This is a genomic window from Mesorhizobium neociceri (genome assembly GCF_013520985.1).
GTDB lineage: Bacteria > Pseudomonadota > Alphaproteobacteria > Rhizobiales > Rhizobiaceae > Mesorhizobium > Mesorhizobium neociceri.
This window is the reverse complement of sequence record NZ_JACDTY010000005.1, coordinates 125,503-149,306: the sequence shown is the minus strand read 5'-3', so window position 1 is coordinate 149,306 and position 23,804 is coordinate 125,503. Positions and strand designations below refer to the sequence as shown.

Sequence of the window (23,804 nt, the reverse complement as noted above, 5' to 3'; positions counted from 1 at the left end):
CAAACGCAAAAAGACCGGCCAGAGGCCGGTCTTTTGCAACTCAAACCCTTCGAAAAGCTGGTCTCAGCTTTCCTTGGGCGTCAAAACCTGGCGGCCGCGATACATGCCGGTCTTCAGGTCGATATGGTGCGGGCGGCGCATTTCGCCGGAATTCTTGTCCTCGACGTAGGTCGGGGCCTTGAGAGCGTCGGCCGAGCGGCGCATGCCGCGCTTGGACGGAGAGGTTTTTCGTTTCGGAACGGCCATGGATATGCTCCACTACATGGTCAAAATGCCCCGATAGCCCTCGTGAAAGGGCCGCGTCAGGGCCATAATCTGAGAAAGTCGGGTGCCTATACACGCCCTGCGCCGTTTTGGCCAGCGTTGAGGCAAATTTTTTTGCCGGCACCACAAGGCGTGGCAAGATTTGAGGTCAGGCGGGCCTCACCTGAACATAGGCGCACCCTAATCCAGACACCCCACATATGCGCCCGACCGACCGGCGCGACGCTCGATCAGCGACGCCAGCCGCCGCAGACCCGGACCGGGCTTGGCCGGATTGCGGGCGATCGGATTGGGCAGCGAAACGGCGAGCAGGGCCGCCTGTCGCCGCGACAGGCGTTTGGCCGAAACGCCGAAATGATGCTGGGCCGCCGCCTCGATGCCGTAGATGCCCGGACCCCACTCGGCGATGTTGAGATAGATCTCCATGATCCGCCGTTTCGACATCACCGCGTCGAAATAGACGGCCAGCGGCAGTTCGACCACCTTGCGCACCGAGCCCAGCGGCCGTGACCACAGGAAAAGGTTCTTCACCGTCTGCATGGTGATGGTCGAGGCGCCGCGCGTTGCCTCGCCGGCCAGCGCATCGTCGACGACGCCGCGCAATTCGCCGAGATCGACGCCGCGATGGAAGCAGAACTGCCCGTCCTCCGACATGATCACCGAATTGGCCAGCACCGGCGACACATCGTCAATCGACACCCAGCGCCGGTCGTAGCCGGAAAATGTCGCCAGGTCCTTCACCATCAAGGTCGATATCGGATGCACGAAGGACGGCAGGTAAAGGAAGGTCAGCACAATGGGTATCGCCACCAGCACGGCGGCGACGACAAGGCAGCGCCGAGCCAGGCGCTTCAGACCGGCGCGGTTCAGGCGCCTCGGTCGCGCCATGTCCAGCCCTTCGGTTTCATGATCGACGATCGGTTCCGTCAAGCCGCCCCACCCGCGCCACTCTCCCGCCTCCGGCATAATGGCGTGAGGCTTCTTGCGCAACGTCTGAGTGTCGGCTACCGCTCCCGGCCATGACGAAAGACGAGCAATTGGCCTTTGAAGCCGCACTTTTGGTGCGGGCGGCGGCGATCGAGACCGAACTCAGGCTGTTGCTCGACGGCCGTACGCTTGCCGGCGAGATCGCCCGGCCGGAGCGGCTGATGGCTGCCATGCGCCATGGTGTGCTGAACGGCGGCAAGCGGCTGCGCCCGTTCCTGGTCATGGAAAGTGCCGCCCTTTTTGCCGCCGATGGTGAAGCGGCACTCCGCGTGGCGGCGGCACTCGAATGCGTGCATTGCTATTCGCTGATCCATGACGATCTGCCGTCCATGGACGACGACGATCTGCGCCGCGGCCAGCCGACCGTGCACAAGGCTTTCGACGAAGCCACCGCCATCCTTGCCGGCGACGCGTTGTTGACGCTTGCCTTCGACGTCCTCGCCGATGAGGCGACAGCCTTGCCGGCGGAGCGCAGGGCGGCTCTGCTGCTGGCACTGGCGCGCGCGGCCGGCGCCGGCGGCATGGTCGGCGGCCAGACGCTCGACCTCGAAGCCGAGCGCAACAGGCCTGGTGAGGCCGGCATCATCCGGCTGCAGGCGATGAAGACCGGCGCGCTGATCCGATTCGCCTGCGAAGCCGGCGCGATCATTGCCGGCGCGGCACCACAGGACCGCGACCGGCTGGCCGAATTCGGCTCGGCGGTCGGGCTTGCCTTCCAGCTTGCCGACGACCTGCTCGACCTGACCGCCGATGTGAGCCAGATGGGCAAGGCGACCGGCAAGGACGCAGCCGCCGGCAAGGCGACGCTTGTGGCGCTGCACGGCACGAATTGGGCGCGCGCCCAGCTCCATGGGTTGGTCAAGCAAGCGCATGAATTGCTTGAACCTTACGGCGAAGAGGCAGCCCTGCTGAAAGCAGCGGCCAGTTTCGTGGCGGCGCGCAACAGCTGAGGTTTTGGCTATTGGCGGATGGGCGCTTGCGTGCGCTCGCTATCTGACCTTGACGACGACCTTGCCCTTGGCACGTCCTGTTTCGACGTAAGCCAAGGCCTCATTGGTCGCTTCGAATGGAAAGACCAGATCGACAACCGGGCGGATCGCTCCGGATTCGATGAGGGACGTGATTTTGCTCAGCTGATCGCCCTGCCCCCTCATGAAAAGGAACGAAAACTTCACGCCACGGCGCTTGGCTTTGGTCCGAATAGCGCGGCTCAGCAAGCGCAGCACCAGCCTCAGGATCAAATTCAGCCCCTTTTCCCTGGCAAATTCGGGATCCGGCGGACCGGAGATGGAAATGAGCTTCCCACCCGGTTTCAGCACACTCAGGGATTTTTCAAGCGTTTTGGCGTCCTGGCTGTTCAAGACGACGTCGTAGCCCGACAGGACTTTCTCGAAGTCTTCCTTCCTGTAGTCGACGACGACATCGACCCCGAGGCTCCTGACCAGATCGGCACTCGCCGCGCTTACCGTTGTCGCAACGGTCGCGCCGAGGTGCTTTGCCAATTGGATGGCGAACGTCCCCACGCCGCCGGAGCCAGCCTGGATGAAGACCTTCTGTCCCTTCTTCAAGCCTGCCCTTTCAATGAGCGCCTGCCAGGCGGTCAGACCGACCAGGGGGATTGAGGCCGCCTCTTCCATGCTGAGGTTTTTGGGCTTCAGGGCCACGTCGGCCTCATCGATCGCGATGAATTCGGCGAATGTCCCGATCCGGCCATCGCGCGGCCGCGCATAGACATCGTCGCCGGGTTTGAATTTGCGGACTTTTGATCCCACCCTGACAACCGTCCCGGCCACGTCGTGACCCAGGATAAAGGGCCGGCTATAGGGCAGGATGAGCTTGAATTCGCCGGTTTTGATTTTGGAATCCAGCAAGTTCACGCCTGCGGCATTGACCTCGACCAGGACATCATTGTCCAGCAGCTCCGGCTCCGGCATCTCGGCCAGCCGCAGAATGCCTTTCTTGTTATATTTATCGACAACGAATGCCTTCATGGCAGTGACTTTCTGAAAGTGTCTGTTGGTGTGCCGTTTGTGCGTGAAATTCTCGGTCTCACCGTTGTTCAGACCGGCAAGCGGAACTGTTTGCGCAAGGTCTTGTCGAACATCTCCGCTGGGGCGAAGCGGCGCAGCAGGCTGACCTGGCGCGCTGCCTTGCCGGCGGTATAGCGCCGTCGCGGACGGGCATCGGTCGCCGCCTTGACGACCACATCGGCCACCACTTCCGGCCGATCGGCTTTGGGCATCACATCGGCAAGCAGCGCCTTGACCCCGGCTCGCGCCCGATCATATTCCTCCACCAAGGAATCCGGCTCGATTCCGTTCTGGTCGAAGACGGTACGCACGAATGCCGGCTCGATGACCGAGACGCGAATGTTGAAGGCACGAACCTCGTGATCGAGCGATTCCGAATAGCCCTCGAGCGCGTGCTTGACCGCCGAGTAATGCGCTGAGTATGGCGCGGGTACCAATCCCAGAATCGAGCCGATGTTGACGATGCGCCCTTGGCCGCGCCGCCGCATCGACGGCAACACGGCATTGGTCATGCGGATGACGCCGAATAGATTGACGTCGAACAGGGCCTGCACCTGTGCGACCGAGGATTCCTCGGCGCCGCCAAGCAGCCCGACACCGGCATTGTTGACCAGCAGGTCGATGCGGCCGGTCTGCGCCAGCACGGCTGAAACGAGGGCACTGACGGACGCCCCATCGGTCACGTCGCACGTCAGCATGGACACCTGCGTCGGGCTGTTGCGGGCCTTGCTGCGACTTGTCCCGAAGACGGTATATCCCGCCCGTGCCAAGGCCTCGGCGGTGGCGCGGCCGATGCCCGAGGAGGCTCCCGTCACGATCGCAGTTCTTCCTGAAAGGGTACTCATTTGATACTCCAGAGACATGAGGGCTAGCTTTTTGCCGTCGATTGAATTACAGTCGTAATATCACATTACGTTCATAATGCAATAGCAGAAAGGAACGGCCGCCATGCGCTACGAAAAGGGCCGAAAGGATGCATCCCGCGATCGGATCGTGGAGGTCGCCGCCCAGCGTTTTCGCGGAGACGGCATAGCCGCGTCCGGACTGGCAACCATCATGGGCGACGCCGGGCTGACGAACGGAGCCTTCTATCCGCATTTCCAATCCAAGGCGGAGCTTGTACGTGAAAGCCTGGTAGCGGCTATGGAGACCCAGTCGCAGCAACTGCAGGAAGCATTGGCCGCCGGTGGTCCGGAGATGGGCATAGCGGCGTATCTGTCAGCTGAGCACCGGGACAATCCGGGAACGGGCTGCGCGTCGGCCGCGCTGTTGCCGGAACTCGCGCGTCAGCCACCCGAAACGCGCGAAGTCTATACCGACCGCTTGTTGATTTTGGCGCGCCAGTTGTCTGCAGCATTTCCGCGGGCCAAGGATCCGGAAGGCGATGCGCTGGGTGTCTTTGCGACCCTCATCGGCACGCTTCAACTGGCCCGCGCGGTGGCAGGGACCGAATTGTCGGATCGTATCCTTGCGGCAGGAGCAGATGCGGCGCGGAGGCTGATCCAGACCCCTGAGGGTGAGAAGGCATCCTAGAGGTCGGCGGCAACGGCAAAGCGGCCTGACATCATCCGGGCGGGTCGCACTACAAGAAGTGTCCGCTTTGCCTCAAGAAGCTGTCAGCGATTGCCAGCGCAGGGCCATCTCAATCTGCGTTAAGGAATGACCGGATTTGGGCCGGAAGCGGCCTTGCGGCTTGGGGAGCTTGGAGTGTGAGAAGCGGACATTTAGGCGGCCCATGCATCGACGTGAACTGACCTCAGTCGAACTTTGCCGAGCCCACTTAGATGCCGGATAGAAGACGTCTAGGTGAACTGGCCTTTCTGACCCTGGGACCTTTGAGCGCGCTGAACCGGCTCAGGAAACGATGGGGGCGTCCATCGTTCGCCAATATTAGGCTTCGACCTTTCGCGCCAATATTTTCCGGCGCCGATGATTTCCAATGTCCTTTCGCGACTGTCAGATGTTGTTGATGGCGACGTCAGACCGGCAACCCGAGCTGCTTTCGCAAGCTTTTGTCGAATGCGGACGCGGGGACGAAACGGCGCAGGAAACTGACCTAGCGCGCCATTTTTCCCGCCGCATAGCGTTTCTTCGGAGCGGGATCGATCGCAGCGGCCAAAATGGTCTTGGCTACCACTTCGGGCGCATCGCCTTTTTCCATCGATTTCCGAACGGTCATAGTCATGCCAGCGCGCGCAGAGTCATAGATATCAAGCAACTGATCGGGGGCGGCGAGATTGTCCTCGAATGACGTACGGGTATAGGCGGGCTCGACTAGCGAAACGCGAATGCCGAACGGGCGCAATTCGTGATCGAGCGATTCGGAATAACCCTCGACGGCGTGTTTGGTCGACGAGTAAAGCGCGAAATAGGGAGCCGGGATGAACCCCTGCACCGAACTCAAATTAACGATTCTGCCCTTCCCTTGGCGTCGCATTGCCGGCAGGACCGCGTTGGTCACGCGGAAAACGCCGAAGACATTCACTTCGAACAGCGCCTGAGCCTGTGCGATTGAGGACTCCTCCGCGCCGCCAAACAGACCCATACCGGCATTGTTGACAAGCAGGTCGATGCGTCCGGTCTTGGCCAGAACGTCATCGACCATTGTCGCAACGGACGCGTCGTCGGTCACGTCGCAAGTTAGCATGGTAACGCCGTCGGATTGTGTGGAGGCCATGCGACGGCTGGTTCCGAATACGTGAAAGCCGGCGTTCCGTAAGGTGTTGGCGGTTGCGCGCCCGATGCCGGAGGATGCCCCTGTGACGAGGGCGACGCCAGGATTGGTCTTGTTCATGGAAATGATTTCCTTCTTGCGTTGGATCGGAGTGGAGAAGCATGAAAGATCGGAGCAAAAGGCGTCTGTCATGACTGCCCCTGGCGCTCGCGTCAGGCCACCGGGTGGTTCCAGCGCCTGAACAAGGCGCTGGCATTCACGCCGCCAAAGCCGAATCCATTGGAGATCGCGTACTCCATCTCCACTGGCCGGGGCTCGTTTGCGACGAAGTCGATTCCGTCGCCGGCCGGATCGGCCGCGCCCAGATTGAGGGTCGGCGGGGCGACCTGATCCCTGAGCGCCAGGATCGCGAAGATGGCGCCAAGCCCGCCAGCCGCGCCCAGCAGGTGTCCGGTCGCCGATTTCGTTGCGCTGACAGCTATCGCGTAATCGCGCCCGAACACGCTCTTGATTGCCTCGATCTCACCTAGGTCGCCTACTGGCGTGGAGGTCGCATGCGCATTGAGATGACGAACCTCGCGCGCCGAAATCCCTGCTTGCGCAATTGCGATTTCCATGGCTCGGCGCGCACCGTCGCCGTCCTCAGGACCAGAAGTGACGTGGTGAGCATCCGCGGTCGTCCCGTAGCCGACGAGCTCGGCGAGCGGTTTTGCGCCGCGCGCCAGCGCATGGCTCAATTCCTCAATGACCAGCATGCCGGCTCCTTCGCCCATAACGAAGCCGTCGCGCGACTTGTCGAACGGTCGGGAGGCCTCATCAGGACGGTGATTAAAGGAGGTCGAAAGAGAGCGTGCCGCGGCAAACCCACCCAGGCTGACGATATTTATGCATGCTTCCGTCCCGCCGCACACGGCAATATCGGCTTCGTTGGCGCGAATAAGACGAGCCGCATCGCCAATCGCCTGGATGCCGGCCGCGCACGCCGTCACCGGCGCGCCGAGTGGGCCTTTGAAGCCATGGCGGATCGAGATGTGGCCTGCAGCAAGATTCACCAGGAAGGATGGCACCGTAAAGGGCGACAGGCGGCGGACGCCACGCAGGTCGACGGTGCGCACCGCCTCGGTGATGGCGGGAAACCCGCCGATCCCTGAAGCGATGATCGTGGCCGTGCGCAGGCGATCCGTTTCCGAGCCCGGCTTCCATTTTGCCTGCACAAGCGCCTCTTCCGCCGCCGCCAGCGCAAAGAGAATGAACCGATCTACCTTGCGCTGATCCTTCGGCGGCAGGACGGCATCCGGATCGAAACCACTGTCCGGGTCTTCGTCTATGGAGGGCACCACCCCGCCGACCTTCGCGGGCAGGTCGCTCACCACATCGTCCGGAAGCCTCCGGATGCCCGAGCGGCCGGCCAAGAGACGCGACCAGGACGCTTCGACATCGGCAGCAAGGGGCGTGACCGCCCCCATGCCTGTAACCACAATCCGTCGCATCTATTCTCCTATCACTTGGGTGCGCCGACAGCGCTGCCCACGCCGTTCAAGCGGTGACTGCTTCGCGAACCTGATCGGTCGCCGCATCTAGAAAAGCCTGCGCGAGGCCCAGGTCGTTGACGACCCGCGAGAGCAGCACCGCGCCGACCATTGTCGAGAGAATGGCCATGGCCTTGCCGCCGGCCTCGTCGCCGTCGGCCTCGCCAACCCAACGGCCTAGCATCTCAAGGTACTCCTTGATCCCGGCTTCGAATGACGCCTTCACGTCGGCACCCTGTCTGGCAGCATCCGAGCCGAGTGCAACGACCGGGCAGCCGTCCATCTTCTCTTCGCGATGATCCATGCTGAGATAGAACGAGATCACTGCGTCGAGCGGATTCTCAGGGTTTGCTGCCGTTGCGGCCGACCACCGGTGGGTGGCGCTCTCCATCGCGCGCCTGGATGCCTGCGCAGCCAAGTCGTCCTTTGACTCGAATTGCTTGTAAAAGGCGCCTTGGGTCAGTCCGGCACCCTTCATCAGGTCCTTGAGGCCGATGCCGTCAAAGCCTCGCTCCCGAAAAAGACGGCTTGCCACATTGATCACGGTTTCGCGGTTTTCTGCGGCTTGAATTCGGCTGACGCGCATCATCGCTCTCCATTTTGATTGCGTTCGTAATCTATAATCGATATAGAAATCGAATGCAATCTAATTTGATGTGAGGCGCGAGCGTGAAAAAGAGAACCGCTATTCCGGTAAACCCGGAAGGCGAACCTCGGTTGACGCGCGCTCAAGCGTGGAAGGGTCTTGAACTCAAAGCACGCGACGCGTGCTTGTTCCTCGTCCCAGGTCTCTGCACCCGTTGTGAGGTTGTTGAGGAAAGCGCGACCCACTTAGTGCGTGAAGCCACGATCCGTGGCTACGACTTGCGCGAGATCGTCACGCTTGAGCCGGAAAGCAAGGTCGCCTTCTTCCAGGCGGCCGGTCCGCGCAAGGGAGTGACTGTCAACGAACTGTTCGAAGATGAGGAAGGCGCACTGCAGCTTTGCTTCTACTCCATGCCGTGCGCAACCTAGCGGAATACTCAGCTACAACGCCCATCTTGTACCGCTACTTGCACGTACAGCGAAGCTCCGCTTTCCGTCCAGGTGCCGAATTCCAGCGCGATGCAGCTAGGTTGGCTCTCTGCCCTCCTCGCTCACGTGCGCTCTTGGCAAAGCCGGCTGCGGCCTTTGCAGCGATGTCCGGTTTTGGTGAATGGACTGGACCGTTTGAATGGCTGCCATGAGGCGCAAAGCCGCCAAACGTCGGCGCCTCACGGCGGTCGCCTTCGGGACAAAAGCTCTCAATCACCATGCGGCCGTCTTCTGCCCATGTGTCAGGCACCACCACGAACGAAATTTTAATGTAAATCAAGCGTAATCCCGACCGTTAAAATGATGCGTATGTGTTGGGGTTGCGCATGCCGGAATATTCTTTCTTCATCCGCTCGATCCGGATCCGCTATATCTCCGGATTGCTGATCTTTGCGCTGGCCTCCGCCGCTGTGATGTTTGCGCTCAATCGCGTCAATTCCTTCCGTCACGACATCGATGCGCTGAGCAGCAACCTCGTCGTCTTCACCCGCGATCTGCGCAACGCCTCCAGTTTTGCCGAAACCGCCAGCACCGCCTGGCGCACCGAAACCCGTGACGGCCTTGCGGCCGCCGCGCGCGGCCATTCGCAACGCCTGACCGGTGAGATCGAAACGCTCTCGGCCCAGCTTGCCGCGATCAAGCCGAGCCTGTCGGCCAAAACGCTGGGCGAACTCTCCTCGGCTGCCGTTAACGGTGACCTGTTCTGGTCGTCGCGTGACATGGTGCGCAACTTCAACCTGATGTCGGCGGCGCAAAAGACCGATGAATGGAGCTCGCGCGAAATCCTCAACCAGAACGATCTGTTCGTCCAGCCGATGCTGGTGCGGGTGCGCACCGCCATGGACGGCGAACGCCATCTGGCCGACGCCTCCAGCGACCGGCTGCTTTTGTGGGCCAGCGGCCTTTTGTTTGCGGTTCTTGCCATTGTCGCCTTGTGGATCTTCCGGCCGATGGAAAAGGCGATCCGCCGCGCTTTCACTGAATCCGCTGCATCCTTGTTCAAGGCCGAAGCGGCCGACCGCGCCAAATCGGAATTCCTGGCCAATATGAGCCACGAGATCCGCACGCCGATGAACGGCGTGCTGGGCATGGCCGAGCTGCTCGCCAAGACCGACCTTACCGCGCGCCAGAAAACCTTCACCGACGTCATCGTCAAATCCGGCAACGCGCTGCTCACCATCATCAACGACATCCTCGATTTCTCCAAGATCAATGCCGGCCAGCTGACGCTCGATCCGGCCCCCTTCCGGCTTGCCGAAGCGGTCGAGGACGTCGCCACGCTGGTGTCGGCGCGCGTCGCCGAAAAGAACCTCGAGCTGATCGTGCGTGTCGACCCGCGCCTACCGGCCCATGTGGTCGGCGATGCCGGACGCTTCCGCCAGATCGTCACCAATCTGCTTGGCAATGCGGTGAAGTTCACCGAAAAGGGCCATGTGCTGATCGATGTCGGCGGCGATGTGGTCGACGGTCTGGTCCAGCTCAAGGTCCGCGTCGAGGACACCGGCATCGGCATTCCGGCAGAGAAGCTGGAGAATGTGTTCGAGAAATTCGCCCAGGTCGACGGCTCGTCGACACGCCGCCATGAAGGCACCGGCCTCGGCCTTGCCATTGCCGCCCGCCTCGTCGACCTGATGGGCGGCAAGATCGGCGTCGAAAGCGAGATCGGCCGCGGCTCGGTGTTCTGGTTCGCGGTGCCGCTGCCGGCGCATCAGCAGGACACCCGCAACGAGATCGTGCCCGTCGACGTCACCGGCGCCCGCGTGCTGGTCATCGACGACAACCCGGTCAACCGCGAGATCCTGCTGGAACAGTTGCGGAGCTGGAGCTTCGACTGCGCGGCCGCCGAAAGCGGCGCTGTCGGCCTCGCCTTCCTCGACCGGGCCAGCCAGCTCGGCGCCGCGGTCGATTGCATCATCCTCGACTACCAGATGCCCGGCATGAATGGCGCCGATGTCGCCAAGGCGATTGCCGCCGACAGCCGTCTCTCCGCCATCCCGATGGTGCTGCTGACTTCGGTCGACCAGGTCGATTTCGGCAAGATGGTCATCGATTTCGGCATTGCCGCGCATCTGACGAAGCCGGCGCGCTCGGCCATCCTGCTCGGCACCGTCATCTCGGTCATCCAGAAGGCGCGTGCCCAGATCGGCAAAGCCCACTTCGTTCGCGAGCCGGTTGTCGCGCAGGCAGCGCCCGTGGCGCCGCCGGCCTTCACCGTCATTCGCGGTCCGGTGATGCCTGCGGCCACAGTGCCCGAATCGATGACCACGCCGAATGGCCCGATCGACATCCTGATTGCCGAGGACAATGACGTGAACCAGCTGGTGTTCGGCCAGATCCTCAATGGGCTTGGCCTCAGCTACCGCATCGCCGGCAATGGCCGCACCGCCGTCGAGATGTACCGGGCGCTGCGGCCGAAGCTGATCCTGATGGACGTCTCCATGCCGGAGATGAACGGCTACGAGGCGACCCGCGCCATCAGGGCGGCGGAGGCCGCGACAGGCGACCACACACCGATCATCGGCGTCACCGCGCACGCGCTGAAAGGCGACCGCGACAAATGCATCGAGGCCGGCATGGACGACTATTTGCCCAAGCCCGTCTCGCCCGATCGCCTCGGCAGCAAGATCGGCACCTGGCTCAGCGAGACTGTGGCGGCGAAGACGGCTTAGAGCAATTCCAGGAAAAGTGCGACGCGGTTTTCCCGGGAAAAGCGCGTAGCGCTTTCCCTTGCGAACTGCGTCAGACAAATCCCTCAGACGGCCGCGTCCAGATCATAGCGCCGCATCCAGTCCAGGCTGGTCGCGTCCGAGAGTTTTGCGACGCCCGGCTTTACGTCAGCGGCATTGGGCGGCGGGGCGCCCAGGGCCTCGCAGATGGAAGCCAACGTGGCGGCCGAATTGGCTGACAGGCGTTCATAGCCGATCCGCAGCGGGACGATCCCCTGCTCGGCGAACCACGCGTTCCAGGCCGCATCATAGGCTTCGAGTTCGGCGAGCTCATGCCGGATCCGCTCGAAATCGTAACGGGGTTCCTGCGGCGGCGCGACCCGTTCGATCTCGGTTCCGTCGGGCGCGACATGCCAAAGCCCGGTCTGCTCGGCTTTGATCAGGGAGACAGCCTGCGCCAGCTTGTTCTCGCGCGACAGGTGAATGTAGAGGACGCGGCCGAAGGCTTTTTCGAACCGCGCTTTGTCCGATGGCAGGCCTGGGAAAATCCGGTCGAGGATCGCCGAAAGCTCATCCAGATTTTCCCGCATCAGACGCAGGCCGAAGACATCTGTCTGGCCCTTGCCGGCGCTGATCGCTGCCTGGAGATAGGCGACATCGAACTCATGCGCGTTCATCGTCTCCGGATGCGGCAAATGCCACTCTTCGGCCCACTCCGCCATGTCCTGCCGTCGGTAGAACGAGTGCGGATCGCCGGCCGTCTTCGTCGATGCCAGCAGGCCGCACAGCAACGTGCTTCCAGTTCTCGGCGTGCCGCAGATTATGTAGCCGTCTAACATGCGCTGTCCTTGCCGCTCGTCAGAGCCAGGGCAAGCCCGGCCACTTCAGCGTCGGCCTATAGCTGAAATTCCTGCTGGATGCGACGGGCGCAATGGAGCGGCGTCAGCCGGCTGGTGTCGACTTCGAGATCGTAGTCTATGCCCTTGTGGACGCGCCCATACTGCCAGCGCGCCAGTCCCGGCAGCCTGTCGGCGCGCGGCTTCCCTTGCCTCAAGGACGTCGAGCGGCGCAATGACGCCAACGAGATGCAGATCGAAACCTGACAGCAGCTGGAGATATTCCGATATCCCGCCATTGCAGAGCACGTCGTCGACGATGAGATTGTTGCCTTGCCCTGCCATGGCGGCGATGGCGTGGCGCATGCCGCGCATGGTTCGCGCGCCGACAGGCCCGCTCCGGATCACCACCGACGGCTTGCCGTCTTCCAACACCGTTTCAAAGGAAAACCTGTCGGCATGGTTCTGAAACGCCTCCGGCATCATGTCGATGAAGACATCCATCTGGACATGCAGGAACGGCGCGGCAGTGATTGTCTGCAGGGCTCTCGCGATCGAACTTTTGCCGGCGCTGCCGACACCATTGAGCAGGACGATCCTGGCTGTCATCTCGCAAACCTTCCAAAGAGAAGCCGCGCCGCGATCAAGCCTACCGGTTGCGCACCACGATACAGGCGCCGCCGACGCTTTGCAGTTTCTGGCAGATGACGTTAGCAGCGGCGCGGTCATCGACGCCGATCCTGACGGCATAGATGCCGCGCCGGCCGATCGGCGTGCGCACCCGGCTCACCACCGGATCATGGCCGGATAGCAGCGCCGGAAACCGACTCCGCACCCTAAGCCACTGATTGATCGCGGCGCCCCGGCGGAAATTTCCGGCCACCTGCACGCCCCATGGCTTCACATTGATCGAGGCCATGGCGACCGTTCGCGACATGATCACCGGCAGCTTGCGGCAAGCAACCGCAAAGCTTGTCCTGGCATCGAGCGGCTCGACCATTCCGGCGTAGGCGCTGTCGGAAAACTTGTCGACCGGCTCGCCCATGACGTCGAAGACGTAAGCTTCTGTCTCCATCGGCAGGAAGCCGCCGGTATCAAGCCAGCGCGACACCCGGTTCTCGCCGGCATTGTAGGCTGCCGCCGCCAGGCCGAGATTGCCGTAGGCGAGTTTCATCTCGCCAAGATACTTTGCCGAGGCCGGGATCGCCTGGTCGATGTCGAACGGGTCGGCCAGCCCGCGCATCTTGGCGGTACCCGGCATGAACTGGGCGATGCCTTCGGCGCCCACCGGGCTCACCGCATTGGGATCGAAGCGGCTTTCCTTCCAGATCAGCCGTGCGAAATAGTCCTTGGGCAGGCCGTTTTGTTCGGCATGCGCCTCGATCAGGTCGCAGACACGGCCAATCAATCGTTTTGCCGCCGAGCGCGATTGCGGCGGATCGGCGAGGGCCTGTCCGGTAAAACCCAGCCCGCAGAGCAGGATCACACCGGCTTGGAGCAGCCCCCGCATGGCCTATTCGGCCGCGGCCTTGCCGTGCTGCCCAAACCGCTGCTCGATATAGTCGGCGACCATTTTCTCGAAATCGGCGGCGATCGACGGACCGCGCAGCGTCGCCGCCTTCTTGCCGTCCACGAAGACCGGCGCCGTCGGCGTCTCGCCGGTGCCGGGCAGCGAAATGCCGATATCGGCATGCTTGGATTCGCCGGGGCCGTTGACGATGCAACCCATCACCGCGACCTTGAGGTTCTCGACGCCGGGATATTTCTCGCGCCACACCGGCATGTTCTTGCGCAAATCGGCCTGGATGTTCTGCGCCAGCTCCTGGAACACGGTGGACGTGGTACGGCCGCAGCCGGGGCAAGCGGCGACGATCGGCACGAACTGGCGGAAGCCCATGGTCTGGAGCAATTCCTGCGACACCTGCACCTCGCGGGTGCGGTCGCCATTCGGCTCCGGGGTCAGCGAGATGCGGATGGTGTCGCCGATGCCTTGCTGCAACAGAATGCCCATGGCGGCCGACGAGGCGACGATGCCTTTCGAGCCCATGCCGGCTTCGGTCAGGCCGAGATGCAGCGCATGGTTGGAGCGCGTCGCAAGCTCAGTGTAGACGGCGATCAAATCCTGCACGCCGCTGACCTTGGCCGACAGGATGATCTTTTCGCGGGCAAGGCCGATCTCTTCGGCCATTTCGGCCGACAGGATCGCCGACTGCACGATCGCCTCGCGGGTGACCTCCTGCGCCGTCAGCGGAAAACCTTGCGCCTGGTTTTCGTCCATCAGCCGGGTGAGCAACTCCTGGTCGAGCGACCCCCAATTGACGCCGATGCGCACCGGCTTGTCGTGCTTGATCGCCATGTCGACGATCGCCGCGAACTGGCGGTCCCTCTTGTCCTTGAAGCCGACATTGCCCGGGTTGATGCGGTATTTGGCCAGCGCCTCGGCGCAGGCTGGATGATCGGCGAGCAGCTTGTGGCCGATATAGTGGAAATCGCCGACCAACGGCACATTGATGCCAAGCCGCTGTAGCCGTTCGTGGATGCGCGGCACGGCGGCCGCACTCTCGTCCCGGTCGACGGTGATGCGCACGATCTCCGAGCCGGCACGGTGCAAAGCCGCAACCTGCGCGACGGTCTGGTCGATATCGGCCGTGTCGGTGTTGGTCATCGACTGCACGACGACCGGCGCGCCACCACCGACGATCACGCCGCCGACATCGACGCCGACCGATGTCCGGCGCGGAAAGGGGGAGGAAAAATACCCGGTCATGCCGGCAGCCTCTTGCTCACCCGAGCGACATACGTCCACGTCGACGCACAACTACGCTCAAACAGTTATCAGCGCATTGCGCTGAGGTTCGGGCATGAGGTGGAGGAGCAAAGATGGCTTGTCAATGGCGACAGCCGGGCAGAGCCGCCAAATCGCACTGGCGCGGCGACCCGTCACAGACGGTGTCGACCGGCCAATAGTGTGGGAAACAGTAACAAATACAGCTCTCCGGCGGCGTGTCGCCACCGGAGCGATGGATACGCGCCTAGGCGGCGCGACTACTCCAGGAAGGGCGTCAGTGTGTCGTCGGTTTCGCCTTCAGTTTTTCAATCTCGTCCTTGAGTGCCAGCTTGCGTCGCTTGAGATTCACGATTTCGAGGTCGTCGACCGATGGATGGTTCATCGCATCATCGATCTCGCGTTCGATATCACCGTGTTTCCGCTGCAACTCATCAAGATGGGATGCAAGAGACATGATTGGTTCTCCCTTTCATGGTTTCCTCGATTGCAGCCGTCAAAGGCACGTCCACCGCAGGTCGCATCTGTGACGGCACCATGACACTCTGCCACCATCCAGCGGCGATGTCGAATGCTGCGTGGTAGCATTCCACGACAATGTGAAATGTGATATTGCCTGCGCGCCGGTGGCAATTGATGCCGCCCCCGCCCAATCAAGCCCATTGCTGGGCGCCGCAGACGTGCAGACGGTAGGTAATGTCCGAACAGGAACAGGCTGATATTCGCCTCGAATTTTCTCGGCTGAAACAAGAGCATGCCGATTTCGACGCGGCCATCAATGCGATGATCGCCATGGGCTGTGATCCCTTGCAGATCCAGCGCATGAAGAAGAAGAAGCTTTTCCTCAAGGACCGGTTGATGGCGCTGGAAGACAAGATCATCCCAGACATCATAGCTTAGCCGGCCGAGCCTCAGGGCCTAACTGTTCATCCCGCTATCGACAGTCGCGCCGCGCGCTGGCGCAGCAGCGTGAGCAATTCGTCGGTCTTGTCCGCCGTGGTGTCGATCGGCACCACCAGGCACATCGTCGCCTCGACCTTGCCGGCGGCGGCGAAGACCGGGGCGGCCAGGCATTTGGTGTAGGCGTCAACCAGCCCCGAAGTGATGCAATAGCCCGTCGTCCTGGCTGTCGCGATGTCAGCGATGAAATCGTCGAGCTGCAGCCTGCGACCGTCCGGCAGCAAAAGGTCATCGTCCGACACCATGTCCTGGATGGCGGCCCTTTCCAACCCGGCCAGAAGCAGCCGCCCTGATGCCGTCCATGGCAGCGGGATCTGCAGGCCGGTGGCCGAGCTGATGCGGAAAGGCCTGGTGCCGGGGCTGGAATGGACGATGGTGTAGCGGCCGCTTTGCAGCATGCACAATTCGGAGGTCTCGCCGGTCTCGCGTGACAGATTGTCGACCTCCTGCCGGCCTCTCCTAAGCAGGTCGTTGCCCCTGACATAGTCCATTCCGTAGAGGTAGAGCTTCTTGCCGAAATAGACTCTGTTGCCGTCGCCCTCCATCTCCAAGAGACCCGCATCGACCAGCGAGCGCACCAGCGTATAGGTGGTGGAGCGCGGCGCATTCACCCCCTTGGCGAGGTCACCAATGCCGATGGCGCGCTGCGTGACATGCAGGAACTCCAGGATCTCCAGCACCCGGTTGAGACCCTTTTCGCGAGAACCTGAGGCCTTGTCCGCCGTCAGGGCCTCGGCTGGACCAAGCTCCGGCTGATCGGTGATCCCATTGCTGTCTTGCATAACTGATTCCTGATGTTAGTATCTGTCTTGTATAGGATACATGTGTCTTTTGTAAGAGACAAATCGCATGCGACACATGTGCCTGTAAGGGGAACTCAAACGAACAGGAGGTCGCAGTGAACGACGCATCCAAGCGAGATTTTCTGAAACTGGGCATGGCCGGACTGGCAACGGCCGGCGTGATGACCGCGGTCAGCGCCGAAAAGGCGGCAGCACAGGCCGCAACCGACAGCGTGCTGCGCACCGCGCTCGACCGCGGCAAGCTGATCGTCGGCACCGGCAGCACCAACGCGCCTTGGCATTTCGAGAACGATGCCGGCGAACTCGTCGGCATGGATATCACCATGGGGCACATCCTGGCCAAGGGGCTTTTTGACGACCCGACCAAGGTCGAGTTCGTCATGCAGGACCCGGCGCAGCGCATTCCGAATGTCACCACCAACAAGGTCGACATCACCATCCAATTCATGACCATGACCGCCCAGCGCTCGCAGCTGATCAACTTCTCCAGGCCGTACTACGTCGAGGGCGTCGCACTGCTGACGCTTCCGACAGCCGAGAACAAGACCTTCGACAAGCTGCTCGCCGGCGGTTCGGCAACGCGGATTTCCATCCTGCAGAACGTCGATGCCGAGGCAAATGTGCATCTCGTCTTGCCGGAGTCACAAGTGATGCAGATCGACACTCAGGCCAACGTGCTGCAGGCACTGGAATCGAAGCGCGTCGACGCGGCCGCCGTAGATCTCTCGACGGTCCGCTGGCTCGCCTCTCGCAATCCCGACAAGTATTTCGATGCCGGCAAGAGCTGGTTCTCGATGCTTTACGGCGCCGCGCTGCGGCAGGGCGATCTCGACTGGCTGGCCTTCGTCAACACGACCTTCGCGACCGCAATGTTCGGTCATGAAACGGCGCTCTACGACGCGGCATTGAAGGACTATTTCGGGTTGGAGCCGCCGGCGCGGCATCCCGGTTTTCCGGTGATCTGACAAAAGCCGACGGAGGGGCGAGCAAACGCCCTTCCGCCTCCTTTTCCTCGACAGCGTGATGCCACGTTGGATATTGAGGCGGACGCATGGGCTATGCCCTCAACTTCAACCTGATCTGGCGGCATTTCGACAAGCTGTGGGGTGGCCTGCTGCTCAGTCTCGAGCTCGCCGTCATCTCGATCGCCATCGGCATCGTCATCGGGCTCGTACTGGCGGTCTGGTACGTTTCGGCGGGGCGCGTCGTACGGGGCATCATCGCCGCCTATGTCGAATTCATCCGCAACGTGCCGCTGATCCTGCTGGTCTATCTCGTCTTCTACGGCGTGCCGACGGTGGTCGATCTCGCCTACGACGCGCCGACCTCGTTCGTGCTGACGCTGTCGGTCTATAGCGGCGCCTATCTGGTCGAGGTGTTCCGCTCCGGGCTGGAAGCCGTGCCGCGCGGGCAGCTAGATGCCGGCAAGGCGATCGGGCTCACGCCTTGGCAGCGGCTTGTTCACGTGCGCCTGCCGACGATGCTGCGCATAACCTTGCCGGCCCTCTCCAACACCTTCATCTCGCTGTTCAAGGACACGTCCATCGCCTCGGTCATCTCCGTGCCCGAGCTGACCTACGGCGCCCAGTGGATCAACTTCAACACGTTCCGCATCGTCGAGGTCTATCTGGTGACGACGGCAATGTATCTGGTGACCGGCTACACCCTGCTCTTCGGCCTGCGGCTGGTCGAGCGCCGGTTCAGGGCGGCGCGCTGACATGCTTAGCCAGATCCTTTACGCCCTGCCGTTCCTCGCCCAGGGTTTCGCCGTGACCTTGTGGGTGTCGCTGCTCGTCGTGGTGCTGTCGCTGATTGCCGGCGTCGCGCTCGGCGTCGGCCTCGTCTATGGCCCAGCGCCGGTGCGCTGGGCGGTGCGCATCTTCTCGGACACCATCCGCGGCATCCCGATCCTGGTGCTGATGTTCTTCGTGTATTACGGCCTGCCCGCCGCTGGGCTGCACCTGCAATCGTTCTGGGCAGCGGTGCTGGCGCTGACCTTGTTCAAAACGGCGCAGGTCGTCGAATATGTGCGCGGCGCCGTCGGCTCCATTCCCAAAGGCCAGTCCGAGGCGGCGATGGCGATCGGCCTGACCTTTCGCCAGCGGCTCACCTCTGTCATCTTTCCGCAGGCCCTCCGCCGCTTCCTGCCGCCCTGGATCAACGGTGTCACCGACGCGGTCAAGGGCAGCGCGCTGGTCTCGCTGCTCGGCATCACCGATTTGATGCAGGCGATCAACCAGGTCATCGGCCGCACCTATGAGGCGATGCCGCTCTACATCCTCGGCGCCTTGATCTATTTCGCCGTCAACTATGCGCTTTCCTACGCCAGCCGGCGGCTGGAACGGCGCTTTGCCTTCATCCGGGACTAGCACGATGGCCACAAGCTCGAACGACACGACAGCCCTTCTCGACATTGCCGGGGTCTCGAAAGCCTTCGGTTCGGTCGAGGTGCTGCGCGCGGTCAGCCTCAAGGTGGACAAGGGCGAGGTGGTCACCGTCATCGGCCCTTCGGGCAGCGGCAAGACGACCCTTTTGCGCTGCGTCAACTTCCTCGAAAGCTATGACAGCGGCTCGATCCGCATCGACGGCAAGGAGGTCGGTTTTCGCGAGGCCGGCGCGCGCCAGCGGCGCAGCGAGCGCGACCTGGCCGCCATGCGCGCCGAGACCGGCATGGTGTTCCAGAGCTTCAACCTGTTTCCGCATCTCACCGCCGCCGGCAACATCATGCTCGGCCTCACCAAAGTGCGCGGCAAGAGCAAGGCCGAAGCACGCCAGATCGCCGAGCATTGGCTTGGCCGCGTCGGCCTGGCCCACAAGGCTGAAAGCCTGCCGGCGGAACTCTCCGGCGGCCAGCAGCAGCGCGTCGGCATTGCCCGCGCCGTCGCCATGGAACCGAAGATTCTGCTGCTCGACGAGATCACATCCGCGCTCGATCCCGAACTGGTCGGCGAGGTGCTGGCCGTTGTGCGCAGCCTCGCCGAAGACGGCATGACCATGGTGATGGTCACGCACGAAATGGCCTTTGCCCGCGACGCTTCGAGCCGCATCGTCTTCATGGCCGATGGCGGTGTCAGCGCTGTCGGCCCGCCGAAGGAGATCCTCGCCCAGGAGACCACCAACGAGCGCCTGCGCTCTTTCCTGGCGCGGTTCCGCGCCTCGCATTTCTGATATGGGCGGCTGAAGCCGCCCCAAGGAGAATTCTTCCATGACGCCTTACATCCGGCTCGCCGAACTCGGCCTGACGCTGCCCGAGCCGCCGACACCGATCGCCAATTTCGTCACCCATGCCGAGAGCGGCCGGTTGATCTTTCTCTCGGGCCAGGGGCCGCTGCGCGCCGACGGCACGCTGTGCACCGGCAAGGTCGGCGAGGACGTCACCGTCGAGCAGGCCTATGAGCATGCCCAGCTCACCGGGCTCAATCTGCTGGCTGTCATGCATGCTGCCGCCGGCGATCTCGGCCGCATCGTGCGTGTCGTCAAATTGCTCGGCTTCGTCAACGCGACGCCGACCTTCAGCGACCATCCGAAGGTCGTCAATGGCTGCTCGGATCTGTTCGCCAACGTCTTCGACAGAATAGGCGGTCACGCCCGCTCGGCGATCGGCGTCGGCTCGCTGCCTGGAAACATCACCGTCGAAATCGAAGCGGTCGTCGAGATCGCCGCCTGACAGTCAAGGGATTGCTGAAAATGAAAACCTATTCCGACACCGGCTCCAACACCACGATCCGCGAACGGCTGGGACTAAGGCCGATCATCAACGTCTCCGGCACGATGACGACGCTCGGCGCCTCGATCATCGTTCCCGAGGCGATCAGCGCCATGGCCGAGATCGCCTCGCAATGGGTGGAGATGGACGATCTGCAGCGCGCCGCAAGCGTGATCAGCGCCCGCCTGACCGGCGGCGAGGCCGGCTTCATCACCGCCTGCTGCGCCTCAGGCATCACCATGGCGATCGCCGGGGCGATGACCGGCACCAATTTGCTGGCGATCGAACGGCTGCCCGACGATACCGAAGGGCTGAAGTCCGAAGTCGTCATCCAGCTTGGCCATATCGTCAATTACGGCGCGCCGATCGACCAGTCGATCCGCGTGGCCGGCGCCAAGGTCATTCCGGCGGGCACCGTCAGCGTCACCCAGGATTATCACGTGCGCGAAGCGATCAATGAGCGCACGGCGGCAGGCCTCTACGTCGTGGCGCACCACACCGTGCAGTACGGCATGCTTTCCCTCGAGGAATTCTGCGAGATCTGCCACGCCAGGGGCGTTCCGGTGATCGTCGACGCGGCCTCCGAATATGATCTGCGCAGCTTCCTGGCGCGCGGCGCCGACATCGTCGTCTACAGCGGCCACAAGTTCCTCTCGGGGCCGACCAGCGGCATTATTACGGGACGCAAGGATCTTGTCCGCGCCGCCTATCTGCAGAACCGCGGCGTCGCCCGCGCCATGAAGGTCGGCAAGGAAAGCATCGCCGGCACCATGGCGGCGCTCGAAGCCTGGGAAAAGCGCGACCATGCCGGCATCCGGCAGCGCGAGGAGGCAGCGCTCAATCTGTGGAAGGGCTCGTTGCAAGGCATTCCGGGCATCGCCGCCCATATCATTCCCGACCCCACCGCCAACCCGCTCGACCGGCTGCAGATCTTCGTCTCGCCCGAAAGCCGCTTCACCGCCGCTGGCCTCGCCTCGGCACTTGCCGCCGGCTCGCCGCCGATCATCGTGCGCAACCACGAGGTCGAGCGCGGCCATTTCTTCCTCGACCCGTGCAATCTGCACCCCGGCGAAGCCGAGATCGTCGCCGAGCGCCTGCGCGCCGTGCTCACCGCGGCCGACCGGCCGGCGGATGCGATGAAACAACCGCGAAAGGATTCGTCCGGCGCCCTGCGCTGGCCGGATTGAGCGCCAAGCAAAGCAACAGCCAGGTCTCGCCAGATCGCGATGCGTGTCAGTCGGTCCTGGCAACAATCCTGACGACATCCATCGGATCCAGCCCAAGCTTTTGTGCACAGGTCAGCGCGTTCGGCACGATCCAGTACGGTGAGTCGGGATCGAATGGTGCAGTGCTATGGGTAAAATTGAACAGCGTTTTGGCGCAGGCCTCTTCAAACAAGAACTGCGCTTCGGCCTGAATGTCGTGCACGCGATGTGCACGTAGCGTCTTGTGCCGGATATGATCAAAAAGGTGATGTGCCCTCGGCCAGGAGCCACGGTCGTCGATCATTCGGAGCAGGCGTTCCAAGGTCTCGGTATCGCGGGCATGCGGGATGAAGAACTCAATTAGTTCTCGCATTTCTCGCAACATATGCGACTCCTTTGATCGTCAGAGGATTGTTCGCCCTATCTTCGTCAGGCCGCGAGACGCCGCAGATCACGACTCCGTGATCTCCGAAAGCGATACAAGCGGGAATAAATCGCTGCCGCAACAGGTCTCCTCCACATACGCCCTTGCAGGCGTTGAGGAGACCGGCATGCCGCATCATTTTGAGGACAGTGAACAGGGCCTCGGCGTCAGCCGTCGTCATGCGCTGAACCGCATGAGCGTCACCAGTCCCCTTTCCATGGCGCTTGACACCGGTGACGCAGATGAATTCACTTTCGCTACTGCGGGCGGCTTTGCCTGTTTCTGCGGGGTTTGCCCGCACAAGCAGGGCGAGACCGGCGCTGGCTGAGAGCGCACGGCCTGTTCGTCCTGGAGTGTCCGATCATGGTGCTGCTGTGAGCGACAGGGCTCTGGCCGAACGCTTCAACGAAGTGGTGCTGCCGCATCTCGGCGACGCGCTTGCGCTGGCACGTTGGCTGACCGGCAATGCCGCCGATGCCGAGGATGTCGTGCAGGATGCCTGCATCAAGGCGCATGCCGGAATTGCCGGCTATGCCGGCGGCAACCCGCGCGCCTGGCTGCTGACCATCGTGCGCAACACCGCCTACACCTGGATGTCACGCAACCGGCCGCGCGGCATGATGGCCGTCGGCGACCTCGGCGATCTCGACGAGATGGCCGCAGCACACGGCGCCAGCCTGCCGGATGAAGACGGTCCGGAGGCCAGCCTGATCGCCAAGTCCGACACGGCGGCACTGGAAGCCGCGATCGCGGCGCTGCCGCAGCCCTTTCGCGAGACGTTGGTGCTGCGCGACATTAACGGCCTCAGCTACCGCGACATATCGGTGATGCTTGCCGTGCCGATCGGCACTGTGATGTCACGGCTGGCGCGGGCCCGCGGCCTGCTTGCGTCCGAACTGGGGAGAGCGCCATGACCGTGCATGACGATGGACTGCCCAATGATCCCGAAGGCATCAGGCTGATGATCCACGCTCTGGTTGATGGCGAACTCGATGCGGCGGCCGCGCTTGCCGTGGAACGGCGCATCGCTGCCGATCCGGCGCTTGCCGCCGAACACGCCCGCATCCTTGCACTGCAAGGCGCGGTCAGCCGCTTGCCGCGTCCCGATGTCAGCGATGCCTTTCGGGCCCGCATTGCGGCGATCGGCATGGCATCATCACAACAGCCGATGCAGGAACAGGAGCCCCAGCGGGGCGCACCGTCGGCGCTGCCGGGATTGATCGCTGGTGCCGGCGCAGGACAGCGGCGAGCGGCCGATACGCGGCCGTCCCAGGCAAGGCCATCGCCAAGGGTGCGCCGGTTCGGCTCGTTCGACTGGCGCGCGATGGCGGCATCGATCGTCATGACCGCAGTGCTGGCCAGCGGCGCCACGCAATGGGTGATGTTCAACAGCGCCTCCGACAGCATTGCTGCCGAGATCGCCGGCGACCATCGCCGCAGCCTGCTCGCCGCCAGCCCGATCGACATCGTCTCGTCCGACCGCCACACGGTAAAACCATGGCTCGATGCCCGCATCGGCGTGTCGCCGCCGGCGCCCGATCTTGCCACGGACGGGTTCGCACTGATCGGCGGCCGGGTCGAGGTCGTCTCCGGCAAGCCGGTGCCGGCGCTGGTCTACCGCCACCGCGAACATCTGATCACCCTGATCGCCGAACCGCAGCAAGGTGGCCGTATCACCGAGCCGAAGGACGTTTCCTCGGGCGGCTTCTCCATGGTGCACTGGAGCGACGGCGCCTTCTCCTACTGGGCGATCTCCGACATGGAGCGCCCCGAACTCGACGATTTCGTCGCGCGCTTCCGCAAGGCAGCGGTATAGTTCGATTGGCGGCCGGCGCGCCGTCGGCCGCCACCTATCCTTGCG

The 23,804-nt window shown here is 62.8% G+C and carries 26 protein-coding genes and 2 pseudogenes; 14 read left to right on the top strand and 14 right to left on the bottom strand.

Annotated features, from left to right (window positions below; genetic code table 11):
* Positions 1-63: 63 nt before the first annotated feature.
* Complete coding sequence (gene rpmF, locus H0241_RS13025; RefSeq protein ID WP_008834724.1) at positions 64-246, bottom strand: 50S ribosomal protein L32; 183 nt, start codon at positions 244-246, stop codon at positions 64-66.
* 198 nt (positions 247-444) lie between these two features.
* Positions 445-1,152: a transglycosylase domain-containing protein gene (locus H0241_RS13020; protein ID WP_181058232.1), complete on the bottom strand. Its 708-nt coding sequence runs from the start codon at positions 1,150-1,152 to the stop codon at positions 445-447.
* 131 nt (positions 1,153-1,283) lie between these two features.
* On the opposite strand from H0241_RS13020, the gene H0241_RS13015 reads away from it, so the two are divergent.
* The gene (locus H0241_RS13015; RefSeq protein WP_181057959.1) at positions 1,284-2,201 is read left to right on the top strand and encodes a polyprenyl synthetase family protein; all 918 of its coding nucleotides are present in this window, start codon (positions 1,284-1,286) and stop codon (positions 2,199-2,201) included.
* Positions 2,202-2,240: 39 nt separating this feature from the next.
* Here H0241_RS13015 and H0241_RS13010 read toward each other — a convergent pair whose 3' ends face one another.
* Positions 2,241-3,242: an NADP-dependent oxidoreductase gene (locus tag H0241_RS13010; protein WP_181057957.1), complete on the bottom strand. Its 1,002-nt coding sequence runs from the start codon at positions 3,240-3,242 to the stop codon at positions 2,241-2,243.
* Positions 3,243-3,310: 68 nt separating this feature from the next.
* Positions 3,311-4,126: an oxidoreductase gene (locus H0241_RS13005; RefSeq protein ID WP_181057955.1), complete on the bottom strand. Its 816-nt coding sequence runs from the start codon at positions 4,124-4,126 to the stop codon at positions 3,311-3,313.
* 103 nt (positions 4,127-4,229) lie between these two features.
* Between H0241_RS13005 and H0241_RS13000 the strand changes: the two genes are divergently transcribed.
* A complete protein-coding gene (locus H0241_RS13000) occupies positions 4,230-4,814 on the top strand; it encodes a TetR/AcrR family transcriptional regulator (protein ID WP_181057954.1) in 585 nt (194 codons plus the stop codon).
* Between the two features lie 445 nt (positions 4,815-5,259).
* Here H0241_RS13000 and H0241_RS12995 read toward each other — a convergent pair.
* The 3 genes and pseudogenes from H0241_RS12995 to H0241_RS12985 form a co-directional block, all read right to left on the bottom strand.
* A pseudogene (locus tag H0241_RS12995) lies at positions 5,260-6,075 on the bottom strand (oxidoreductase).
* Between the two features lie 92 nt (positions 6,076-6,167).
* On the bottom strand, positions 6,168-7,445 hold the full coding sequence (gene fabF, locus H0241_RS12990) for a beta-ketoacyl-ACP synthase II (RefSeq protein ID WP_181057952.1): 1,278 nt from the start codon (positions 7,443-7,445) through the stop codon (positions 6,168-6,170).
* Between the two features lie 46 nt (positions 7,446-7,491).
* On the bottom strand, positions 7,492-8,070 hold the full coding sequence (locus H0241_RS12985; RefSeq protein ID WP_181058231.1) for a TetR/AcrR family transcriptional regulator: 579 nt from the start codon (positions 8,068-8,070) through the stop codon (positions 7,492-7,494).
* An 83-nt stretch (positions 8,071-8,153) separates the two neighbouring features.
* Here H0241_RS12985 and H0241_RS12980 point away from each other — a divergent pair.
* A pseudogene (locus H0241_RS12980) lies at positions 8,154-8,477 on the top strand (AtaL-like protein); the annotation flags it as partial.
* 407 nt (positions 8,478-8,884) lie between these two features.
* A complete protein-coding gene (locus tag H0241_RS12975; protein ID WP_181057948.1) occupies positions 8,885-11,227 on the top strand; it encodes a response regulator in 2,343 nt (780 codons plus the stop codon).
* 83 nt (positions 11,228-11,310) lie between these two features.
* Here H0241_RS12975 and H0241_RS12970 read toward each other — a convergent pair whose 3' ends face one another.
* The 5 genes from H0241_RS12970 to H0241_RS12950 form a co-directional block, all read right to left on the bottom strand.
* Positions 11,311-12,063 (bottom strand): Stf0 family sulfotransferase, encoded by a 753-nt coding sequence (locus H0241_RS12970; RefSeq protein ID WP_181057945.1) that lies wholly within the window; start codon positions 12,061-12,063, stop codon positions 11,311-11,313.
* Positions 12,064-12,108: 45 nt separating this feature from the next.
* A complete protein-coding gene (locus H0241_RS12965; protein WP_456238127.1) occupies positions 12,109-12,669 on the bottom strand; it encodes a phosphotransferase-like protein in 561 nt (186 codons plus the stop codon).
* A 40-nt stretch (positions 12,670-12,709) separates the two neighbouring features.
* Positions 12,710-13,570 (bottom strand): lytic transglycosylase domain-containing protein, encoded by an 861-nt coding sequence (locus H0241_RS12960; protein ID WP_181057943.1) that lies wholly within the window; start codon positions 13,568-13,570, stop codon positions 12,710-12,712.
* Between the two features lie 3 nt (positions 13,571-13,573).
* Entirely contained in the window at positions 13,574-14,827 is a 1,254-nt protein-coding gene (gene ispG, locus H0241_RS12955) for a flavodoxin-dependent (E)-4-hydroxy-3-methylbut-2-enyl-diphosphate synthase (RefSeq protein WP_181057941.1), read from the bottom strand.
* A gap of 295 nt (positions 14,828-15,122) precedes the next feature.
* Positions 15,123-15,302 (bottom strand): YdcH family protein, encoded by a 180-nt coding sequence (locus tag H0241_RS12950; protein WP_095487303.1) that lies wholly within the window; start codon positions 15,300-15,302, stop codon positions 15,123-15,125.
* A 239-nt stretch (positions 15,303-15,541) separates the two neighbouring features.
* Between H0241_RS12950 and H0241_RS12945 the strand changes: the two genes are divergently transcribed.
* A complete protein-coding gene (locus H0241_RS12945; RefSeq protein WP_112559568.1) occupies positions 15,542-15,745 on the top strand; it encodes a YdcH family protein in 204 nt (67 codons plus the stop codon).
* Between the two features lie 26 nt (positions 15,746-15,771).
* On the opposite strand, the gene H0241_RS12940 is transcribed toward H0241_RS12945, so the two are convergent.
* Complete coding sequence (locus H0241_RS12940; protein ID WP_181057938.1) at positions 15,772-16,587, bottom strand: IclR family transcriptional regulator; 816 nt, start codon at positions 16,585-16,587, stop codon at positions 15,772-15,774.
* Between the two features lie 116 nt (positions 16,588-16,703).
* On the opposite strand from H0241_RS12940, the gene H0241_RS12935 reads away from it, so the two are divergent.
* From H0241_RS12935 to H0241_RS12910, 6 genes are all read left to right on the top strand, one after another.
* Positions 16,704-17,573, top strand: a complete 870-nt coding sequence (locus tag H0241_RS12935) for a transporter substrate-binding domain-containing protein (protein WP_181057936.1) — start codon at positions 16,704-16,706, stop codon at positions 17,571-17,573.
* Between the two features lie 86 nt (positions 17,574-17,659).
* Entirely contained in the window at positions 17,660-18,325 is a 666-nt protein-coding gene (locus H0241_RS12930; protein ID WP_181057934.1) for an amino acid ABC transporter permease, read from the top strand.
* 1 nt (position 18,326) lies between these two features.
* On the top strand, positions 18,327-18,977 hold the full coding sequence (locus H0241_RS12925) for an amino acid ABC transporter permease (protein ID WP_181057932.1): 651 nt from the start codon (positions 18,327-18,329) through the stop codon (positions 18,975-18,977).
* Positions 18,978-18,981: 4 nt separating this feature from the next.
* Positions 18,982-19,776 (top strand): amino acid ABC transporter ATP-binding protein, encoded by a 795-nt coding sequence (locus H0241_RS12920; protein ID WP_181057930.1) that lies wholly within the window; start codon positions 18,982-18,984, stop codon positions 19,774-19,776.
* A 37-nt stretch (positions 19,777-19,813) separates the two neighbouring features.
* Positions 19,814-20,275, top strand: coding sequence for a RidA family protein (locus H0241_RS12915; protein ID WP_181057929.1), 462 nt, complete (start codon positions 19,814-19,816; stop codon positions 20,273-20,275).
* 20 nt (positions 20,276-20,295) lie between these two features.
* Positions 20,296-21,501 (top strand): aminotransferase class V-fold PLP-dependent enzyme, encoded by a 1,206-nt coding sequence (locus H0241_RS12910; RefSeq protein WP_181057927.1) that lies wholly within the window; start codon positions 20,296-20,298, stop codon positions 21,499-21,501.
* 46 nt (positions 21,502-21,547) lie between these two features.
* On the opposite strand, the gene H0241_RS12905 is transcribed toward H0241_RS12910, so the two are convergent.
* Positions 21,548-21,904: a hypothetical protein gene (locus tag H0241_RS12905; RefSeq protein ID WP_181057925.1), complete on the bottom strand. Its 357-nt coding sequence runs from the start codon at positions 21,902-21,904 to the stop codon at positions 21,548-21,550.
* A gap of 166 nt (positions 21,905-22,070) precedes the next feature.
* Here H0241_RS12905 and H0241_RS12900 point away from each other — a divergent pair, with 166 nt between their 5' ends.
* Genes H0241_RS12900 through H0241_RS12890 form a run of 3 tightly spaced genes read left to right on the top strand, consistent with a single transcriptional unit; the run spans position 22,071 to position 23,759 of the window.
* On the top strand, positions 22,071-22,271 hold the full coding sequence (locus tag H0241_RS12900; RefSeq protein WP_181057923.1) for a hypothetical protein: 201 nt from the start codon (positions 22,071-22,073) through the stop codon (positions 22,269-22,271).
* Positions 22,272-22,317: 46 nt separating this feature from the next.
* The gene (locus tag H0241_RS12895; RefSeq protein WP_181057921.1) at positions 22,318-22,857 is read left to right on the top strand and encodes a sigma-70 family RNA polymerase sigma factor; all 540 of its coding nucleotides are present in this window, start codon (positions 22,318-22,320) and stop codon (positions 22,855-22,857) included.
* Positions 22,854-23,759 (top strand): anti-sigma factor family protein, encoded by a 906-nt coding sequence (locus H0241_RS12890; RefSeq protein WP_181057919.1) that lies wholly within the window; start codon positions 22,854-22,856, stop codon positions 23,757-23,759. The genes H0241_RS12895 and H0241_RS12890 overlap by 4 nt, the downstream gene beginning before the upstream one ends.
* Positions 23,760-23,804: the final 45 nt, after the last annotated feature.

Excerpts from the sequence above, each read along its gene's own strand:
- H0241_RS12945 (WP_112559568.1), top strand. The coding sequence starts at position 15,542 with ATGTCCGAACAGGAACAGGCTGATATTCGCCTCGAATTTTCTCGGCTG.
- H0241_RS12915 (WP_181057929.1), top strand. The coding sequence starts at position 19,814 with ATGACGCCTTACATCCGGCTCGCCGAACTCGGCCTGACGCTGCCCGAG.
- fabF (WP_181057952.1), bottom strand. The coding sequence starts at position 7,445 with ATGCGACGGATTGTGGTTACAGGCATGGGGGCGGTCACGCCCCTTGCT.
- H0241_RS12920 (WP_181057930.1), top strand. The coding sequence starts at position 18,982 with ATGGCCACAAGCTCGAACGACACGACAGCCCTTCTCGACATTGCCGGG.
- H0241_RS13010 (WP_181057957.1), bottom strand. The coding sequence starts at position 3,242 with ATGAAGGCATTCGTTGTCGATAAATATAACAAGAAAGGCATTCTGCGG.
- H0241_RS13020 (WP_181058232.1), bottom strand. The coding sequence starts at position 1,152 with ATGGCGCGACCGAGGCGCCTGAACCGCGCCGGTCTGAAGCGCCTGGCT.
- H0241_RS12900 (WP_181057923.1), top strand. The coding sequence starts at position 22,071 with ATGCCGCATCATTTTGAGGACAGTGAACAGGGCCTCGGCGTCAGCCGT.
- H0241_RS13005 (WP_181057955.1), bottom strand. The coding sequence starts at position 4,126 with ATGAGTACCCTTTCAGGAAGAACTGCGATCGTGACGGGAGCCTCCTCG.
- H0241_RS12985 (WP_181058231.1), bottom strand. The coding sequence starts at position 8,070 with ATGCGCGTCAGCCGAATTCAAGCCGCAGAAAACCGCGAAACCGTGATC.
- rpmF (WP_008834724.1), bottom strand. The coding sequence starts at position 246 with ATGGCCGTTCCGAAACGAAAAACCTCTCCGTCCAAGCGCGGCATGCGC.
- ispG (WP_181057941.1), bottom strand. The coding sequence starts at position 14,827 with ATGACCGGGTATTTTTCCTCCCCCTTTCCGCGCCGGACATCGGTCGGC.
- H0241_RS12890 (WP_181057919.1), top strand. The coding sequence starts at position 22,854 with ATGACCGTGCATGACGATGGACTGCCCAATGATCCCGAAGGCATCAGG.
- H0241_RS12950 (WP_095487303.1), bottom strand. The coding sequence starts at position 15,302 with ATGTCTCTTGCATCCCATCTTGATGAGTTGCAGCGGAAACACGGTGAT.
- H0241_RS12975 (WP_181057948.1), top strand. The coding sequence starts at position 8,885 with ATGCCGGAATATTCTTTCTTCATCCGCTCGATCCGGATCCGCTATATC.
- H0241_RS12960 (WP_181057943.1), bottom strand. The coding sequence starts at position 13,570 with ATGCGGGGGCTGCTCCAAGCCGGTGTGATCCTGCTCTGCGGGCTGGGT.
- H0241_RS12910 (WP_181057927.1), top strand. The coding sequence starts at position 20,296 with ATGAAAACCTATTCCGACACCGGCTCCAACACCACGATCCGCGAACGG.
- H0241_RS13015 (WP_181057959.1), top strand. The coding sequence starts at position 1,284 with ATGACGAAAGACGAGCAATTGGCCTTTGAAGCCGCACTTTTGGTGCGG.
- H0241_RS12930 (WP_181057934.1), top strand. The coding sequence starts at position 17,660 with ATGGGCTATGCCCTCAACTTCAACCTGATCTGGCGGCATTTCGACAAG.
- H0241_RS12970 (WP_181057945.1), bottom strand. The coding sequence starts at position 12,063 with ATGTTAGACGGCTACATAATCTGCGGCACGCCGAGAACTGGAAGCACG.
- H0241_RS12940 (WP_181057938.1), bottom strand. The coding sequence starts at position 16,587 with ATGCAAGACAGCAATGGGATCACCGATCAGCCGGAGCTTGGTCCAGCC.
- H0241_RS13000 (WP_181057954.1), top strand. The coding sequence starts at position 4,230 with ATGCGCTACGAAAAGGGCCGAAAGGATGCATCCCGCGATCGGATCGTG.
- H0241_RS12965 (WP_456238127.1), bottom strand. The coding sequence starts at position 12,669 with ATGACAGCCAGGATCGTCCTGCTCAATGGTGTCGGCAGCGCCGGCAAA.
- H0241_RS12905 (WP_181057925.1), bottom strand. The coding sequence starts at position 21,904 with ATGTTGCGAGAAATGCGAGAACTAATTGAGTTCTTCATCCCGCATGCC.
- H0241_RS12925 (WP_181057932.1), top strand. The coding sequence starts at position 18,327 with ATGCTTAGCCAGATCCTTTACGCCCTGCCGTTCCTCGCCCAGGGTTTC.